The sequence below is a fragment of the Streptomyces lasalocidi genome, assembly GCF_005280215.1.
GTDB classification, from domain to species: domain Bacteria; phylum Actinomycetota; class Actinomycetes; order Streptomycetales; family Streptomycetaceae; genus Streptomyces; species Streptomyces longwoodensis.
Map to the genome: position 1 here is coordinate 4,687,960 of NZ_SZNQ01000001.1, position 15,118 is coordinate 4,703,077.

Below are 15,118 nucleotides of genomic sequence, written 5' to 3' on the forward strand. Positions count from 1 at the left end.
TTCGTCCCCCTGCCGGACCGCAGTGATGCGCCGCTCATCGTCATGTGCCGGACGAGTACTTGTCCAGTCGGATATACGGCTGTTGTGCAAGTGCAACATCGGAGGTCACCACGGGAACGGCGAACGGGCCGCCCGCGGGCCACCCTGATTGGAACCGGGGGCCGGTCATCCGCGAGGATGGAGGCATGACCGCCCAGATTCTCGATGGCAAGGCCACCGCAGCCGAGATCAAGTCCGAGCTGACCGCCCGTGTGGCGGCGCTGAAGGAGAAGGGCGTGACGCCCGGCCTCGGCACGATCCTGGTCGGTGACGACCCCGGCAGCCAGAAGTACGTCGCCGGCAAGCACCGCGACTGCGCCGAGGTCGGCATCGCCTCCATCCAGCGCGAACTGCCCGCCACGGCCACGCAGGAGGAGATCGAGGCGGTCGTCCGCGAGCTGAACGAGGACCCGTCCTGCACCGGTTACATCGTCCAGCTCCCGCTGCCCAGGGGCATCGACGAGAACCGCATCCTGGAGCTGATGGACCCGGACAAGGACGCCGACGGCCTGCACCCGATGAACCTCGGCCGCCTCGTCCTCAACGAGCCGGCCCCGCTGCCCTGCACCCCCAACGGCGTGCTCACGCTGCTGCGCCGCTACGGCGTGGAGACCAAGGGCGCCGAAGTGGTGGTCGTCGGCCGCGGTGTGACCATCGGCCGGCCGATGCCGCTGCTGATGACCCGGCGCAGCGAGAACGCCACGGTGACCCAGTGCCACACCGGCACCCGTGACCTGTCCGCGCACCTCAAGCGCGCCGACATCATCGTGGCCGCGGCCGGCTCCGCGCACCTGATCCGCGCGGAGGACGTCAAGCCCGGTGCGGCCGTCCTCGACGTCGGCGTCTCGCGCAACGCCGAGGGCCGGATCGTGGGCGACGTCCACCCCGACGTCCGCGAGGTCGCCGCCTGGATCTCCCCGAACCCCGGCGGGGTCGGCCCGATGACCCGCGCGCAGCTGCTCGTCAACGTGGTCGAGGCGGCGGAGCGCAGTGTCGGCTGAGCCACGGCGGCAACTCCGCGCCCAGGACGCGCCGCAGGGCGCCGACGCCACGGAGGACGCGTCCCCCTCGCGGGACACCCAGGGTGCCCAAGACGCCCAGGACACCCCCGACTCGCCCGGCGCCCCGGACCAGGACGGTACCCCGGACCCGGACGACGCCCAGGGCCCCGACGACGCCGACGGGTCCCTCGGCCCCGTGCCCGAGGGGGCCGAGGCGTTCGAGAAGCCGCTGGTCCGCGGTCCGGTCAGCGCACCCGACGCCGAGGGCCGGCCCCGCCGTGTCACGCGCCGCTTCCCGCTGTTCACCCGGGACACCGCCCGCCCCGAGGGCGGCGGCCGGGCCGCTCCCCGGGACGCGCCGGCGCCCGCCCGGCAGTGGCCGATGCTCGCCGTCCTGGGCCTGGTGGCGCTGGGCCTGCTGCTGACCGCGCTGGACGTGTTCCGCGTCGGCTGTGTCCTGATCGGCGTCGCCCTGCTGGCCGGTGCGGCCCTGCGCTGGCTGCTGCCGGGCGTCGGCATGCTGGCCGTGCGATCGCGCTTCACCGACATCGTGACGTACGGCGTGCTGGGCGCCGCGATCGTGCTGCTGGCGCTGATGGCGCAGCCCGATCCGTGGCTGCAGATCCCGTTCCTGAAGGACACCCTGCACTTCACGGTCAGCAACTGACGGCACGTCGGCGGCCCGTCCCCTCCCCCGAGCGAGGGCGGGCCGCCGACGCGTCCCACGCTCCCGCACGGTGAACGTGCCGTTCAACAGCTGTCAGCCCGCTGTGGCACGGAAGTGACCGTTCCGCTACGGAACCGGACAGCCGTCCGTCGTCGTCCCCCGGAGCGGACCCGGACGAGCCGGGTGCGCCGGGCGGACCGGGCGACCGGGGACGACGCCGTGGAGGTGGGGGATGGGTTCCTGGCAGCCGCTGCCGGACGGGCTGCCGCCGGAGGTACGGCACTTCGTGGACCACCTGCGCCGGCTGAAGGACGGCACAGGACTCAGCCTCGCCGCGCTCGGCGCGCGCACCGCGTACAGCAAGTCCTCCTGGCAGCGGTACCTCAACGGCGTCCAGCCCCCTCCCCGGCACGCCGTCGCGGCGCTGTGCCGGGTGGCCGGACTGACCGGCACCGACGCCGAACGGCACGGCGTGCGCTGGGAGTTGGCGGTCGAGGCGTGGCCGCGTCCGGCGGCGGCGCAGGGCGTCGGCCCGGGAGACGGGCACGGGGGCGGGGGCGAGGGCGGCGGCTACGAGGACGACCCGACCGTCCCGTGGTGGGAGCGGCTGGAGGAACACGCCCCGTCCGGCCACCGGCCGCGGGGCCCCGGCCGCCTGCTGCTGGCGGCGGTCGCGCTGCTCTCGGTACTCCTGGTGGCCGTACTGGTGTCCGCCCTGGTGTTCGGCTAGCGGACGGAGCGCGCATGGGGCGCCCCCGACGGGGCACGCGATCCGTACCCCCACGGGAGCCCGGATGCCCGGTCCCCCCACGGCGGCCGTCATGTCCACCCCCCTCCCGGACCGGCGGCCGCCGCCCCACGAGGTGTCCACTCTGTGGGACGGGCCACACGGCCCCGGCGGTCGGGGATGGCGGATGCGCGATAGCCTGACCGGTGGATCTCTTGACGCCAAGAGATCGATCATCCGTTCCCGCCCCGGGGCAGGGACGCCCCCGCCAGCTGTCATACGGAGAACGCCATGACCCGCACTCCCGTGAACGTCACCGTCACCGGCGCGGCCGGCCAGATCGGTTACGCCCTGCTCTTCCGCATCGCCTCCGGCCAGCTGCTCGGCGCGGACGTGCCGGTCAAGCTGCGCCTGCTGGAGATCACCCCGGCGCTCGGCGCCGCCGAGGGCACCGCGATGGAGCTGGACGACTGCGCGTTCCCGCTGCTCCAGGGCATCGACATCACCGACGACCCGAACGTCGCCTTCGACGGCGCCAACGTCGCCCTCCTGGTCGGCGCCCGCCCCCGCACCAAGGGCATGGAGCGCGGTGACCTCCTGGAGGCCAACGGCGGCATCTTCAAGCCCCAGGGCAAGGCCATCAACGACCACGCCGCGGACGACATCAAGGTCCTCGTCGTCGGCAACCCGGCCAACACCAACGCCCTGATCGCCCAGGCCGCCGCCCCGGACGTACCGGCCGACCGCTTCACCGCGATGACCCGCCTGGACCACAACCGCGCGCTGACCCAGCTCGCGAAGAAGACGAACACGCCGGTCTCGGAGATCAAGCGCCTGACGATCTGGGGCAACCACTCCGCCACCCAGTACCCGGACATCTTCCACGCCACGGTCGCCGGCAAGAACGCCGCCGAGGTCGTCAACGACGAGAAGTGGCTGGCCGAGGACTTCATCCCGACCGTCGCCAAGCGCGGCGCCGCCATCATCGAGGCCCGGGGCGCCTCTTCCGCGGCCTCCGCGGCCAACGCGGCCATCGACCACGTCCACACCTGGGTCAACGGCACCGCCGAGGGCGACTGGACCTCCATGGGCATCCCGTCGGACGGCTCCTACGGCGTCCCCGAGGGCCTCATCTCGTCCTTCCCGGTCACCACCAAGGACGGCCGGTTCGAGATCGTCCAGGGCCTGGAGGTCAACGAGTTCTCCCGCGCCCGGATCGACGCCTCCGTCAAGGAGCTCGCGGAGGAGCGCGAGGCGGTCCGCTCCCTCGGCCTGCTCTGAGCCACGTCGGCCCGCCGGGGCCCCCGGGTACGGCCGACAGCCCGTACCCGGCCGGTGTGTGATCGTCGGCCCGCAGATGCGCTATAGTTGATCACACACCGGCCGCCGGGAAGTCCCGGAAGCCGACTGTGCGTTGGTGGTCCAAGGAAAGACGCCCCGCTTCCTGCGGGGAGATGCAGGTGCAAGGCCTGCCCGGCGCTCCGAGAAACGAGTCCCGTCCCGCATCGCGCGGGGCGGGACTCGTCCCGTTTCAGGCCACCGGCTCCTTCGCGGGCGCCGTACCGGACGCCACCGGGGCCGCGCCGCCCGTGCCGCGGTAGCCGGCCACCACGACCGCCGTCGCCACCAGCACCACCGTGCCCACCACCCGCAGCGCCGGGCCCATCCCGGACGCGAAGTCGGCGTGGCCCGCGAGCGCGGTCCCGGCCACGGCGACCCCGAGCGCAGCGCCGACCTCCCGGGCCGAGGTGCCGAGGCCCGAGCCGAGCCCCGCCCGGTGCTCCGGCAGGGACACCACCACGCCCAGCGTGAGCGCGGGCATGGCCAGGCCCGTCCCGGCCGACAGGACCAGCAGCCAGCACGCGTACAGCGGGTACGGCGTGTGCGCGTCGGCCGTGGAGGCGGCCAGCAGGCCCAGGCCGATCAGGGCGAGCCCGGTGCCGACCACCGGACGTGGGTGCGCCGCCCAGCGGGCCGCGAACCGGGGCACCAGCGCCATACCGACGATCAGCGGCACGATCGCCAGGCCCGTCACGGCCGGCGGGAAGCCCTTCACCTCCTGCAGGTACTGGGAGTTGACGAAGAACAGCGCGAACAGGCCGAAGAAGCCCGTGGCGAGGCCCAGCGTCGCCGTGCGCAGGCCGCGGGAGCGGAACACCCGCGGGTCGAAGAGGGGTTCGGCCGAGCGCAGCGCGTGCAGCGTGAAGGCAGCCAGCAGCAGCGCGCCCGCCGTGAACGCCGTCAAGATGCGCGCCGAGGTCCAGCCGTGGCCGGGGCCCTCGATGATGCCGAACAGCACGGCGACCAGACCGGCCGTCAGCAGCAGCGTGCCGACCGGGTCCGGGCTGCCCTGCGCGGAGCGGGCGGTGCGCGGGGTCGTCACCGCCACGGCGAGGGCGAGCACCGCAGCCAGCGGCACCATCGCCCAGAACAGCGCCCGCCAGGACAGGAACTGGCCGACCAGGCCGCCGCCCAGGTTGCCCGCGAGGCCGCCCACGCCCAGGGCCAGCGTCCAGGACGCCAGCGCCTGCGCCCGGCGCTCGGGACCGGCCAGCCGGACCAGGATCGACATCGTCGCCGGGGTGATCAGCGCCGCCCCCGCGCCGGACAGGCCCCGGCCCGCGATCAGCAGGGCCGGGGCGGGGGCGAGCGCGCTGGTCGCGGCGCCCGCGGCGAACAGGGCCAGCCCGGCGAGCAGGGCGCCCTTGCGGCCGTGCCGGTCGCCGAGCGCGCCCGCCGGGACGAGCAGGCCCGCGAAGACGATGACGTAGGCGTCGACGGTCCACAGGACCTCGGTGTGCGAGGGGTGCAGGGACGACGAACCCAGTTGCGGGATGAGGAGGTTGATGGCGGCCACCATGCTCTGCGCGACGAGCACGCAGGCGCACAGGGTGAGCAGGGTCGAGCGTTTCAGGGCGTGCGCGGGCACGGCTCCTCCCGGGAGCTGGACGAGGGGTGGGATGCCCTGTCACCGTAGGCGCGACACTGGCCTGCACTCCAGTGCAACCTTTGCAGGGGATACATGCACATGACGCAATCCACCGGGATCGACCTCAATCTGCTGCTCGCCCTGGACGTGCTGCTCGAGGAGCAGAGCGTGCAGGGCGCCGCGCGCCGACTGCACTTGTCCGAGCCGGCCATGAGCCGCACGCTCGGCCGGATCCGCCGGGCGCTGGACGACCCGGTGCTGGTGCGGGCCGGGCGGCGCATGGTGCCGACCCCCCGCGCCCTCGCGGTGCGCGCCGAGGTGAGTGCGGTCGTGGAGCGGGCGCGGGCGCTGTTCGCACCGGCCGCGGACACCGATCTGCGCACCGTCAGCCGGACGTTCACGGTCCTGTGCCACGACGCCGTGCCCGCCGCGCACGGGGCGGTGCTCTTCGCCCGCGCGGCCGAGGAGGCGCCCGGCATCCGGCTGCGCTTCCTCAGCGAGAGCCACGTGGACGCGCCGTTCCTGCGCGACGGCACCGCCGATCTCGAGGTCGGCGTGGTCGACTCCACCGCGCCCGAGGTGCACGTGGAGATCCTGCACGAGGACCGGATGCTCGGGGTCGCGCGGTCCGGACACCCGCTGCTGGAGGGGGAGGTGACGGCCGAGCGGTTCGCGGCGGCCGACCACCTGATCGTCTCCCGGCGCGGCCGGCTGCACGGCCCCGTCGACGCCGCGCTCGCCGAGCTGGGGCTGCGCCGCCGGGTGACCGGCACCGTCGGCACCCTCCCGGCCTCGCTGTTCGTCATCCGGGAGACCGACCTCGTCGGCCTGGTCCACTCCTGGGGCCTGCCGCTCGCCGACACCCTCGGTCTGGTGCCCTTCGAGATCCCGCTGCCCCTGCCCCCGTTGCGCCTCGGCCTGGCCTGGCACCCGCGCCACGAGGCCGACCCGGCCCACGCCTGGCTGCGCGGGACCGTGCGCGACCTGGTGCGGGACTGGTCGGCCGCCCGGCCGACGGCCCGCTGAGCCGCCCGGGTCAGCTGCCGGTGCCGCGGGGCGCCAGGTCGGCGGCGATCTCCGCCAGGGCCGCCGCCGCCAGCCGTTGCAGGCCCGGCCCGAAGGTGACGCGGGTGGCGCCCCGTTCGCCCAGCTCGGACGGGGCGGGCCCCCCGTCGGGCCGGGCGAACACGTTGACCGGGCCCTGGATGCCGGACCGCAGCAGCGGCAGCACGTCCACCGGGGCGCCGATCGGGTACACGCAGCCGGCGCCCGCGGCGACGTACAGCGCGGCCCGCTCGATGGCCCGGTCGGGGTCGGTGACGCCACGGACGAACGTGTCGACGCGGGCGTTGACGAACAGGTCGTCGCCGGCCGCGGCGCACACCTCGGCCAGCCAGTCGGCGTGCGCCCGCGGGTCCTTCAGGACGCCCCCGGCCGAGTCCTCCAGGTTGCAGCCGACCGCGCCCGCCTCCAGCAGCCGCTCCACCAGCTCCTTCGGCGCCAGCCCGTACCCGTCCTCGACGTCCGCGGAGACCGGCACGTCCACGGCCCGGGCGATGCGGGCCACGGCCGCGAACATCTCCTCGGGCGGTGTCTCGCCGTCCGCGTACCCGAGGGAAGCGGCCACGCCCGCGCTGGGAGTGGCGAGCGCGGGGAAGCCCGCGTCGGCGCACACCCGCGCGGCCGCCGCGTCCCAGGGGCCGGCCAGGACCAGCGGGTCGTCGGGGGAGGGGCGCCGGTGCAGGGCGCGGAACCTCGCCGCCCTGCCCGTGCCCGACGGTCCGCCGGGCGTCTGCGGGGCACTCACGGGGTGTACCCCCCGGGCGGGATCCGGCGGCTCACCATCACCCGGTTCCAGTTGTTGATCGCCACGACCAGCCCGATCAGGTGGGCGAGCGCGGTCCCGTCGAAGTGGCGGGCCGCCCGCTCGTACACCTCGTCCGGCACGAAGCCGTCGGTGAGCACGGTGACCGCCTCGGTCAGCGCGAGCGCGGCCCGCTCCCGCTCGTCGAAGACGTCCCCGGCCTCCTCCCAGGCGGCGAGCAGGTCGAGCTGCCGCTCGGGCACGCCGTGCTCCCGGGCGATCCGCAGGTGCATGTCCAGGCAGAACGCGCAGTGGTTGAGCTGCGAGGCCCGGATGACGACCAGCTCGGCCAGCGCCGGGTCGCCGAGGCCCTTCTTCGCGGCGGCGCTCAGCCCGGACAGCGCCCGGGCGACGGCCTGGTCCAGGTGTCCCGTGCGCGTCGTCACGCGTGCTGCCCCGGCTGGTAGTGGCCCGGCGTCATGCGGGTGCTCACGCCGAACCGGTTCCAGGCGTTGATCACCGTGATCGCGGCGATCAGCTGCGCCAGCTCGGTCTCCTCGAAGTGGCGCGCCGCCCGCTCGTAGACCTCGTCCGGCACGAAGCCGTCGGTGAGCACGGTGACCGCCTCGGTCAGCTCGATCGCGGCCAGCTCCTTCTCCGTGTAGAAGTGCCGCGACTCCTCCCACGCGCTGAGCTGGATGATCCGCTCGACGCTCTCGCCCGCCGCCAGGGCGTCCTTGGTGTGCATGTCCAGGCAGAACGCGCAGTGGTTGATCTGCGACGCGCGGATCTTGACCAGCTCGTACAGCGTCGGGTCCAGGCCCCGCCGGGCGGCCGCGTCCAGCCGGACCATGGCCTTGTAGACCTCCGGGGCGCGCTCGGTCCAGGACAGGCGCGGGGCGTGCTCGGCGGCGCGGGCGGTGTTGTCCGCGGTGGGGGCGGGGGTGTCTGCGGGGGTGTCGGGGGTGGTGGTCTGTGCACTCATGCCCTCGACCCTAGGAGCGAAGCAGCCCAGGAGTATGGTCCATTCCCATGCCGGAATCATGGGCCACTCTGGGTGTCGACCTGCACCTGAGGCCGACCGGGCCGCGGGTGCGGCGCGGACTGACCGACGCGCTGCGCGAGGCCGTGCGCAGCGGGCGCCTCGCGCCCGGCACCCGTCTGCCGTCCTCGCGCTCGCTCGCCGCCGACCTCGGCATCGCCCGCAACACCGTCGCCGACGCGTACGCCGACCTGGTGGCCGAGGGCTGGCTGACCGCCCGCCAGGGCTCCGGCACGCGGGTCGCCGACCGGGCGGTGTCCGCGCCGCCCGCGCCGCCGCCGCACCCGCGCGCGCCCGGCCGCCCCACCCACAGCCTCGACGCCGGCACCCCCGACCTCGCCGCGTTCCCGCGCGCTGAGTGGCTCAGGGCCGCCCGCCGCGCCCTGAACGCCGCCCCGAACGACGCCCTCGGCTACGGCGACCCCCGCGGCCGCGCCGAACTGCGCACCGCGCTCGCCGCCTACCTCTCCCGGGCCCGGGGCGTGCGCGCCGACCCCGAGCACATCGTCGTGTGCTCCGGGTTCGCCCACGGGCTGCGGCTGTTGGGCGAGGCCCTGCACGCGCGCGGGGCGCGCACCGTCGCCGTCGAGTCCTACGGCCTGCCGCCGCACTGGAGCCTGCTGGAGCGGGCCGGGCTGCGCACCGCGCCGCTGCCCTTCGACGCGCACGGCACCCGCACCGAGGACCTGGACGGCGAGGGCGCGGTGCTGCTCACCCCCGCCCACCAGTTCCCCATGGGCGTCGCGCTGCGGCCCGAGCGGCGGGCCGCCGCCGTCGACTGGGCGCGGCGCACCGGCGGGCTGGTCCTGGAGGACGACTACGACGGGGAGTTCCGCTACGACCGGCAGCCCGTCGGCGCGCTCCAGGACCTCGGGCCCGACCACGTCGCCTACCTCGGCACCGCCAGCAAGTCCCTCGCCCCGGGACTGCGCCTCGCCTGGCTGGTCCTGCCGCCGTCCCTCACCCGGGAGGTGACCCGGCTCGTCGGCAGCCCCACGACGGGCGTGCTCGACCAGCTGACCCTCGCCGAGTTCCTGACCTCCGGGGCCTACGACCGTCATGTCCGCGCCTCCCGGCTGCGGTACCGGCGCCGCCGGGACGCCCTGGTCGAGGCGGTCGCCGCCCAGGCGCCGGACGTGCGGGTGACCGGGATCGCCGCCGGACTGCACGCCGTGCTCCAGCTCCCGCCCGGCATCGAGGACTCCGTCGTGCGCGCCGCCGCGTGGCAGGGCCTCGCCCTGATGGGCCTGTCCCGCTTCCGCCACACCGAGGCCCGCGCCGACCTCCTGGACGCCCTGGTGGTGGGCTACGGAGGCCCGACGGACCGGGCCTGGCCGGCGGCGCTGGAGGCCTTGTGCCGGGTGCTGCCGTAGGGGTGGACGGGGGCTGTGCGGCGGGGTGACCGAGAGGAGCGGGCGGCTCTTCAGGGGCGCCCGCTGATCAGCTCAGCTTCGTTCCCGCAGGGCGTCGGTCTCCGTGTCCGCCTCCGTGCCGGTCTCCGCCGGTGCCTCCCCGAACCGTGCCAGGGCCAGTGCTCCCGCCACGGCGACCGTGAAGCCGAGGGCGGCCAGCCAGGTCAGGTCCGGGCGGGTGCGGTCGCCGAGCCAGACGACGCCGACCGCGGCCGGGCCGATCGTCTCGCCGAGGACCATGCCGGCCGTGGCCGTGGTCACCGAGCCGCGCTGGAGGGCCGAGGTGAGCAGCAGGAACGCGGCGCCGCCGCCGAGCAGCAGGGCGTAGGCCGCCGGGTCGGTCAACAGGTCGGCCGGGCGCAGCGAGTCGATCAGGCGCACCGCCACCTCCACCACCCCGAACCCGCACCCGGCGCCCAGACCCAGCACCAGCGCCCGCGACCGCCCCCGCAGCCGGGTCCCCGCCAGGCCCAGCACCAGCACCGCCCCGGCCGCGCCCAGCATCACCCAGGGCAGCGCCCGCGGCCCGCTGTCCTCGCCCTCCGGCCCGGACGCCAGCGCCAGCATCGCCAGCCCGGCGCACACCACGCCCACCGCGGCCCACTCGCGCCGGCTCAGCCGCACCCGCAGCAGCCGGGCCGCGACCACCGCGGTCACGGCGAGGCTGGAGGCCAGGGCGGCGCCCACGACGTAGATCGGCAGGGACCGCAGGGCGGCGATCTGGAAGACGAACCCCAGCCCGTCCAGGGCGAGTCCGGCCAGGTACCGCCACTGCCGCAGCGCCCGCAGCAGCAGCGCGGCCTCGCCGCCGCCGGTCCCGGCGGCCCGCGCGGCCATCGCCTGCAACACCGTCGCGGTACCGAAGCAGAGGGCCGCGGCCAGGGCACACACCATTCCGAAGAGCACGAGGCGACTGTAGGCGAGGGTCACCGGGCAGGGGTCCTTGCGGGGCCGGTCACACCGGCCCCTAGGCTGGACGACGGGAACCGGACGCCACGTCCGACGGAAGCGAACGCACCACGGGGGAAACGATGGCCGACACACGGCGACGACTGCGCTCGGGCACGGTGGTCCTCGGCGGCATGGGACTGCTCGCCGCCGCCCTGACCGCCTGCTCCTCGGACCCGGACAAGCGCTGCGTGGACCGCGACAGTTACACCATGTCCAAGGGCTACAAGGTCGTCTCGGACAAGAACTGCAAGTCGGGCTCGCGCACCGGCGTCTGGTACTACGGCGGCAAGAAGCGCAACGGCTGGGTCGACGGCGGCTCCCTCAGCAAGCCCCGCAAGGGCGGCGGCGGTTCGGGCGGCCACGGCGGCGGCGTCGACCGCGGCGGCTTCGGCGGCGGCAAGGGCAGCGGCGGCGGCTGAGCCGGCCCGAGCACCGAGAGCCCGACGAGCCGAGGACGCGAGGACCCGACCGCCCATGGAACGCCGTACCGTCGCACCCCGCCCCGGCTGGCAGCAGACCGTCGAGGCGCAGGGCCTGATCTACCCGCTCACCCGCCATCCCGACGGCTCCCTGCTGCCCTACTGGGACGAGAGCGCCTACTACGTCTTCTCGTTGGAGGAGGTCGAGGCGCTGGAGGAGACCGTCGCGGAGCTGCACCGCATGTGCCTCGCGGCCGCCGCGCACATCGTCGCCACCGGCCGCCTCGCCGACCTCGGCATCACCGACCCGCGCGTCGCCGCCGCCGTCACCGAGGCCTGGCACCGCCGCGCCGAACTGCCCTCCGTCTACGGCCGGTTCGACCTGCGCTACGACGGCACCGGCCCGGCGAAGCTGCTGGAGTACAACGCCGACACCCCGACCTCGCTGGTGGAGGCCGCGTCCCCGCAGTGGTTCTGGATGGAGGAGCGCTTCCCCGGCGCCGACCAGTGGAACTCCCTGCACGAACGGCTCGTCGCCGCCTGGCGCACCCAGGGGAAGCTGCTGCCGCCCGGCGGTCCGCTGTACTTCGCGCACTCCTCCGACGACGAGCTCGGCGAGGACCTGATGACGGTCGCCTACCTCAAGGAGACCGCCGAGCAGGCCGGCCTGGACACCGACTGGATCTCCGTGGAGGAGATCGGCTGGGACCCGCTGTCCGGCCGGTTCGTCGACAACCGGCTCCGCTTCATCCGCAGCTGCTTCAAGCTCTACCCCTGGGAGTGGCTGACCACCGACCGGTTCGCCGGGCACGTCCTCGACACCCTCGACAACGGCGGCGGCACCGGCTCCACCCTGTGGATCGAGCCCGCCTGGAAGATGCTGCTCAGCAACAAGGCGCTGCTCGCGGTCCTGTGGGAGCTCTACCCCGGCCACCCCAACCTGCTCCCGGCCCACCTCGACGGCCCCCGCGAGCTGGCCGACGCCGACGGCCCCGGCTGGGTCGCCAAGCCGCTCCTGGGCCGCGAGGGCGACGGCGTCACCGTCCACGAGGCGGGCAGCGCGCCCGTCCCGCGCGACGAACCCTGCTGCTACCAGCAGCTCGCCCCGCTGCCCGCCTTCGACGGCAACCACGTCGTGCTGGGCACCTGGGTCGTCGAGGGCGAGGCGGCCGGCCTCGGCATCCGCGAGTCGTCCGGCCTGGTCACGGACGGGTACGCCCGCTTCCTGCCCCACGTGATCCTCTGACCGGGTCCGCCGCCGCCCCGGCCGGCCCGGATGGTGGACGGCCCGGCGGCGTCGCCCGCCCCGCCCGGTAGGCTGGCGGTGGGCCGTGACTGGCGCGCTGGGATGGGACCGACCATCGGGGAGCGGCCCGTTCGACACAGTGCCGTGCGCCTGGGCCGTACCCGTGAACGCTGAACGCCGACGTCCGGAGGTCCCCATGCCAGCCGAGCCGCTGTCCACCGAGTCCACCGCCTTCCGTGCCGCCCTCGACGTGATCCGCGCCGTCGAGCCCCGCGTCGCCGACGCCATCGGCCAGGAGGTGCACGACCAGCGCGAGATGCTCAAGCTGATCGCCTCCGAGAACTACGCCTCCCCGGCGACGCTGCTCGCGATGGGGAACTGGTTCAGCGACAAGTACGCCGAGGGCACGATCGGCCGCCGCTTCTACGCCGGCTGCCGCAACGTCGACACCGTGGAGTCCCTGGCCGCCGAGCACGCCCGTGAGCTGTTCGGCGCCCGGCACGCCTACGTCCAGCCGCACTCCGGCATCGACGCCAACCTGGTCGCCTTCTGGGCCGTCCTCGCCGACCGCGTCGAGGTGCCCTTCCTGGAGAAGACCGGCGTCCGGCAGATCAACGACCTGACCGACGCCGACTGGGCCGAGCTGCGCCAGGCGTTCGGCAACCAGCGCATGCTGGGCATGTCCCTGGACGCCGGCGGCCACCTCACCCACGGCTTCCGCCCGAACATCTCCGGCAAGATGTTCGACCAGCGCTCCTACGGCACCGACCCGGCGACCGGCCTGATCGACTACGACGCCCTGCGCGCGCAGGCCCGCGAGTTCAAGCCGCTGATCATCGTCGCCGGCTACTCCGCCTACCCCCGGCTGGTGAACTTCCGGATCATGCGGGAGATCGCCGACGAGGTCGGCGCGACGCTGATGGTCGACATGGCCCACTTCGCCGGCCTGGTCGCGGGCAAGGTCCTCACCGGCGACTTCGACCCGGTGCCGCACGCCCAGATCGTGACGACCACCACCCACAAGTCCCTGCGCGGCCCGCGCGGCGGCATGGTGCTGTGCGACGACTCCCTCAAGGACCAGGTGGACCGCGGCTGCCCGATGGTCCTCGGCGGCCCGCTCCCGCACGTCATGGCCGCCAAGGCGGTCGCCCTGGCCGAGGCCCGCCAGCCGTCCTTCCAGGACTACGCCCGGCGGATCGTGGACAACTCCCGCGCCCTGGCCGAGGGCCTCACGCGCCGCGGCGCGACCCTGGTCACCGGCGGCACGGACAACCACCTGAACCTCATCGACGTGGCCTCCTCCTACGGCCTCACCGGCCGCCAGGCCGAGGCGGCGCTGCTGGAGTCCGGCATCGTCACCAACCGCAACGCCATCCCGGCCGACCCCAACGGCGCCTGGTACACCTCCGGCATCCGCGTCGGCACCCCCGCGCTCACCACCCGGGGCCTCGGCACGGCGGAGATGGACGAGGTGGCGGGCCTGATCGACCGCGTGCTGACCACCACCGAGGCGGGCACCACCAAGTCGGGCGCCCCGTCCAAGGCGGCGCACGTCCTGGACGCCAAGGTCGCCGACGAGATCTCCCAGCGGGCCACGGACCTGGTCGCGGGCTTCCCCCTGTACCCCGAGGTCGACCTGGGCTGAGCAGCCCGCAGGGGCGTGCGGGACGGGGTGACCGGCCGGGTCCGGTCACCCCGTCTCCCACGCACCGGACCACCCCCACCTCCCGGCCCGGCCCACCCCGGGGCTCTGCGAGAATGGGCCCCATGGCCACTGCAGATCGCCCCCGCGTGCTCTCCGGCATCCAGCCCACCGCCGGTTCGTTCCACCTCGGCAACTACCTCGGCGCCGTCCGCCAGTGGGTGGCGCTGCAGGAGAGCCACGACGCGTTCTACATGGTCGTCGACCTGCACGCGATCACCGTCCCGCAGGACCCCGCGGACCTGCGCGCCAACACCCGGCTGGCCGCCGCGCAGCTGCTCGCCGCCGGCCTGGACCCGGACCGCTGCACCCTGTTCGTGCAGAGCCACGTCCCGGAGCACGCCCAGCTGGCCTGGGTGATGAACTGCCTCACCGGCTTCGGCGAGGCCAGCCGCATGACCCAGTTCAAGGACAAGTCCGCCAAGCAGGGCGCCGACCGCGCGAGCGTCGGCCTGTTCACGTACCCGGTCCTCCAGGTCGCCGACATCCTGCTGTACCAGGCCCACCAGGTCCCGGTCGGCGAGGACCAGCGCCAGCACATCGAGCTGACCCGCGACCTCGCCGAGCGCTTCAACGGCCGCTTCGGCGAGACGTTCACGATCCCGTCGCCGTACATCCTGAAGGAGACGGCGAAGATCTACGACCTCCAGGACCCGTCGATCAAGATGAGCAAGTCGGCGTCCACGCCGAAGGGCCTCGTCAACCTGCTCGACGACCCGAAGACCACCGCGAAGAAGGTCAAGAGCGCCGTCACCGACACGGACACCGTGATCCGCTACGACGCGGAGCACAAGCCCGGCGTGTCCAACCTGCTCACCATCTACTCCACGCTCACCGGCCGCACGATCGCCGAGCTGGAGCAGGCGTACGAGGGCAAGATGTACGGCGCGCTGAAGACCGACCTCGCCGAGGTCATGGTGGAGTTCGTCACGCCGTTCCGCGAGCGGACCCACCAGTACCTGGACGACCCCGAGACGCTGGACTCGATCCTCGCCAAGGGCGCCGAGAAGGCCCGGACCGTCGCCGCCGAGACGCTGTCCCAGGCGTACGACCGGATCGGCTTCCTCCCGGCGAAGCACTGAAGCCGGCGTTCGCGGGCACTGAGCCGTAGAGCACACCGCCGCGGCCGTCCAACACGGCGGCGGCGGTCGTACAGTCGATAGCTGAGAGCTGCCCGGG

The 15,118-nt window shown here is 74.3% G+C and carries 15 protein-coding genes and 1 riboswitch; of the genes, 10 read left to right on the top strand and 5 right to left on the bottom strand.

The genetic code is table 11. From position 1 onward, the window contains the following. Positions 1 to 185 precede the first annotated feature (185 nt). The 4 genes from E4U91_RS21220 to E4U91_RS21235 all read left to right on the top strand — a co-directional run bounded on the left by E4U91_RS21220 (position 186) and on the right by E4U91_RS21235 (position 3,715). On the top strand, positions 186 to 1,040 hold the full coding sequence (locus tag E4U91_RS21220) for a bifunctional methylenetetrahydrofolate dehydrogenase/methenyltetrahydrofolate cyclohydrolase (RefSeq protein WP_137308297.1): 855 nt from the start codon (positions 186 to 188) through the stop codon (positions 1,038 to 1,040). Beyond that, complete coding sequence (locus E4U91_RS21225; protein WP_241678647.1) at positions 1,030 to 1,707, top strand: DUF3017 domain-containing protein; 678 nt, start codon at positions 1,030 to 1,032, stop codon at positions 1,705 to 1,707. The genes E4U91_RS21220 and E4U91_RS21225 overlap by 11 nt, the downstream gene beginning before the upstream one ends. 232 nt (positions 1,708 to 1,939) lie before the next feature. After that, complete coding sequence (locus E4U91_RS21230; protein ID WP_137308298.1) at positions 1,940 to 2,437, top strand: helix-turn-helix domain-containing protein; 498 nt, start codon at positions 1,940 to 1,942, stop codon at positions 2,435 to 2,437. A gap of 288 nt (positions 2,438 to 2,725) precedes the next feature. Next, entirely contained in the window at positions 2,726 to 3,715 is a 990-nt protein-coding gene (locus E4U91_RS21235; protein ID WP_137308299.1) for a malate dehydrogenase, read from the top strand. A 250-nt stretch (positions 3,716 to 3,965) separates the two neighbouring features. Here the strand turns inward: E4U91_RS21235 and E4U91_RS21240 are convergent, their stop codons facing one another. Continuing rightward, positions 3,966 to 5,363, bottom strand: coding sequence for an MFS transporter (locus E4U91_RS21240; RefSeq protein ID WP_137308300.1), 1,398 nt, complete (start codon positions 5,361 to 5,363; stop codon positions 3,966 to 3,968). 93 nt (positions 5,364 to 5,456) lie between these two features. Here E4U91_RS21240 and E4U91_RS21245 point away from each other — a divergent pair, with 93 nt between their 5' ends. After that, a complete protein-coding gene (locus tag E4U91_RS21245; RefSeq protein ID WP_137308301.1) occupies positions 5,457 to 6,389 on the top strand; it encodes a LysR family transcriptional regulator in 933 nt (310 codons plus the stop codon). A gap of 10 nt (positions 6,390 to 6,399) precedes the next feature. On the opposite strand, the gene E4U91_RS21250 is transcribed toward E4U91_RS21245, so the two are convergent. From E4U91_RS21250 to E4U91_RS21260, 3 genes are read right to left on the bottom strand one after another with little or no spacing between them, the layout of a single operon-like run. Next, positions 6,400 to 7,170: an isocitrate lyase/PEP mutase family protein gene (locus E4U91_RS21250; RefSeq protein ID WP_137308302.1), complete on the bottom strand. Its 771-nt coding sequence runs from the start codon at positions 7,168 to 7,170 to the stop codon at positions 6,400 to 6,402. After that, the gene (locus E4U91_RS21255; protein ID WP_137308303.1) at positions 7,167 to 7,613 is read right to left on the bottom strand and encodes a carboxymuconolactone decarboxylase family protein; all 447 of its coding nucleotides are present in this window, start codon (positions 7,611 to 7,613) and stop codon (positions 7,167 to 7,169) included. The genes E4U91_RS21250 and E4U91_RS21255 overlap by 4 nt, the downstream gene beginning before the upstream one ends. Continuing rightward, on the bottom strand, positions 7,610 to 8,152 hold the full coding sequence (locus E4U91_RS21260) for a carboxymuconolactone decarboxylase family protein (RefSeq protein ID WP_137308304.1): 543 nt from the start codon (positions 8,150 to 8,152) through the stop codon (positions 7,610 to 7,612). The genes E4U91_RS21255 and E4U91_RS21260 overlap by 4 nt, the downstream gene beginning before the upstream one ends. Positions 8,153 to 8,199: 47 nt before the next feature. Here E4U91_RS21260 and pdxR point away from each other — a divergent pair, with 47 nt between their 5' ends. Continuing rightward, entirely contained in the window at positions 8,200 to 9,582 is a 1,383-nt protein-coding gene (gene pdxR, locus E4U91_RS21265; RefSeq protein WP_137308305.1) for a MocR-like pyridoxine biosynthesis transcription factor PdxR, read from the top strand. A gap of 72 nt (positions 9,583 to 9,654) precedes the next feature. On the opposite strand, the gene E4U91_RS21270 is transcribed toward pdxR, so the two are convergent. Beyond that, a complete protein-coding gene (locus tag E4U91_RS21270) occupies positions 9,655 to 10,515 on the bottom strand; it encodes a DMT family transporter (protein WP_137310932.1) in 861 nt (286 codons plus the stop codon). A 137-nt stretch (positions 10,516 to 10,652) separates the two neighbouring features. On the opposite strand from E4U91_RS21270, the gene E4U91_RS21275 reads away from it, so the two are divergent. From E4U91_RS21275 to trpS, 4 genes are all read left to right on the top strand, one after another. Next, the gene (locus E4U91_RS21275; protein WP_137308306.1) at positions 10,653 to 10,991 is read left to right on the top strand and encodes a hypothetical protein; all 339 of its coding nucleotides are present in this window, start codon (positions 10,653 to 10,655) and stop codon (positions 10,989 to 10,991) included. Between the two features lie 55 nt (positions 10,992 to 11,046). Beyond that, on the top strand, positions 11,047 to 12,237 hold the full coding sequence (locus E4U91_RS21280) for a glutathionylspermidine synthase family protein (protein ID WP_137308307.1): 1,191 nt from the start codon (positions 11,047 to 11,049) through the stop codon (positions 12,235 to 12,237). 75 nt (positions 12,238 to 12,312) lie between these two features. After that, positions 12,313 to 12,400, top strand: a riboswitch (ZMP/ZTP riboswitch). A 33-nt stretch (positions 12,401 to 12,433) separates the two neighbouring features. Further along, positions 12,434 to 13,882, top strand: coding sequence for a glycine hydroxymethyltransferase (locus tag E4U91_RS21285; protein ID WP_137308308.1), 1,449 nt, complete (start codon positions 12,434 to 12,436; stop codon positions 13,880 to 13,882). A gap of 122 nt (positions 13,883 to 14,004) precedes the next feature. Continuing rightward, positions 14,005 to 15,021 carry a tryptophan--tRNA ligase gene (trpS, locus tag E4U91_RS21290; RefSeq protein ID WP_137308309.1) on the top strand — a complete coding sequence of 339 codons (1,017 nt, stop codon included), beginning with the start codon at positions 14,005 to 14,007 and terminating at the stop codon, positions 15,019 to 15,021. Positions 15,022 to 15,118 lie beyond the last annotated feature (97 nt).